The sequence below is a fragment of the Fusicatenibacter saccharivorans genome, assembly GCF_015557635.1.
In the GTDB taxonomy this organism is placed as follows: domain Bacteria; phylum Bacillota; class Clostridia; order Lachnospirales; family Lachnospiraceae; genus Fusicatenibacter; species Fusicatenibacter saccharivorans.
In genome coordinates this window covers 1-1,662 of sequence record NZ_JADNOP010000044.1, presented here as the reverse complement: position 1 = coordinate 1,662, position 1,662 = coordinate 1, and the positions used below count along the sequence as shown (strand labels likewise).

At 49.5% G+C, this 1,662-nt stretch carries 3 protein-coding genes; all 3 read right to left on the bottom strand.

The window, feature by feature from the left end; translation table 11 throughout:
* Positions 1 to 2: 2 nt before the first annotated feature.
* Positions 3 to 278, bottom strand: a complete 276-nt coding sequence (locus I2G42_RS16170) for a DUF5720 family protein (protein WP_055226913.1) — start codon at positions 276 to 278, stop codon at positions 3 to 5.
* A gap of 12 nt (positions 279 to 290) precedes the next feature.
* Positions 291 to 1,226 carry a ParB/RepB/Spo0J family partition protein gene (locus I2G42_RS16165; protein ID WP_117920651.1) on the bottom strand — a complete coding sequence of 312 codons (936 nt, stop codon included), beginning with the start codon at positions 1,224 to 1,226 and terminating at the stop codon, positions 291 to 293.
* On the bottom strand, positions 1,183 to 1,662 hold a 480-nt coding region (locus I2G42_RS16160; RefSeq protein WP_195531271.1), incomplete at its 5' end, for a ParA family protein. The genes I2G42_RS16160 and I2G42_RS16165, both read right to left, overlap by 44 nt.

The window sequence follows — 1,662 nt, the reverse complement described above, 5'->3', positions numbered from 1 at the left end:
GTTTATGAGCGGCGGCGTTTTCCCGGTTTGAAATCGAGGATATGTCCCTCAATCACACGAGCGTAACGCTTGATCTTGATTTCCCGGCGCTGCTGGCTTTGCAGGGCAGCCTGATACCCGTCCTCTGCAAGAAACAGACGCATTTCATCACCTCTGCTCCCGTAAGCACTACACGGATGGAGAACAACAAACTCAATCATCCATCGGGTGCTGTCCTCAAAGCGTTCCACGGCAAGAATGTTATGTCCTTTCAGCTCCCTTGCTGAAATATCTTTCATAGGCGGCTCCTTTCATCGTTCCTGGTCTCTCTGACGCTTTTTCTGCCATGCCTCCAGCAGCTTGATGATGGTTTCCTGCATCCGCTGAGGCGTATAGCTTTTAGGGAAATACTTCCGCAAGGTGTCAGAGGTAAATGTCACTCGATCCAGATCGCTTTTCTTTTCCTCTCCCATGATGACACGCATCATATCGAGGGTCAGATGCCCCTCCTGACTGTATTTCTTGAGCCGCTGGGCTTGAGAAAGAGAAGGGGTAGCCTGTTCGCTGTCCATCGCATCAAGCAAATCCCTCTGTTCCTCTGTTTTGAGGAAAGACAGTTCATAGGCGGGATTTAAGGCAATTTTCTTTTCATCCACCATATCCAGCAGTTCGGGAATCAGCTCGGTCAAGCGAATAAAGCGAAAAATCTGATTTTTACTTTGACCAACCTGTTCAGCTAAAAGCTCACTTGATTTCTTTCCAGCCAACTTGTTCCCAACTTGGGAACAAGTTAAATCCACTCGCTCTCCTTGATGTTTCATAGCCTCCAACTTCATTTTATAAGCAAATGCTCTTTCACTGGGGAGGAGACTTTCTCGTTGCAGATTGCTGTCAACCATAATAATTGTGGCTGCATCATCGTCCAGATCACGGACAATTACCGGCATGGTCTCCTTTTCTGCCAGCTCACTGGCTCTGTGCCGCCTGTGTCCGGCCACCAGTTCATAACCACCCTCCGGGTCAGGACGGGCAATCGCAGGAACCAGCACACCATACTGCTTGATACTGTCTGCGGTTTCCATCATTGCTTCGTCATCCTTGACTTTGAATGGGTGGTTCTTAAAGGGATGCAGTTCAGACAGCGGAATCTCCTGAATCTTTTCCAGCTTTGCATCCTGACGGCCTTCTTCGGTGGAGAACAGATCATCTACCGAGGCCAGCTCTATTTTTTTCGCGCTGCTTTTCAAGTTTCAACACCTCCTTCGTCAGATTTCGATACCCCTCTGCCACCTTGCCGCCAGGGTCATGGGCGAAAATACTTTTTCCCTCTGCGCTGATTTCCTTTGCACGGACAGAGTGTGGAATCTCCGTTCCAAAGATTTTGATTTTACTTCCATAGGTGTCCCGCAGCAAAGCAGCAATCTCTTTTGCAAAGTTGGTGCGGTTATCCACCATCGTCAGCAGGATACCGTCAATCTGGAGCTTGGGGTTGATCTGCCGCTTTACCTTGTTTACCGTGGAGAGCAGCTGTTCCAGCCCTTTGGCAGGCAGATACTCTGCCTGAACGGGAATGATGATCCTGTTCGCAGCCGCCAGCGCATTGACCGTAAGCATCCCCAACGAGGGCTGACAGTCAATCAGGATATGGGAATATTGTCCCTTCAGTGTGTCCAGATATTGCCG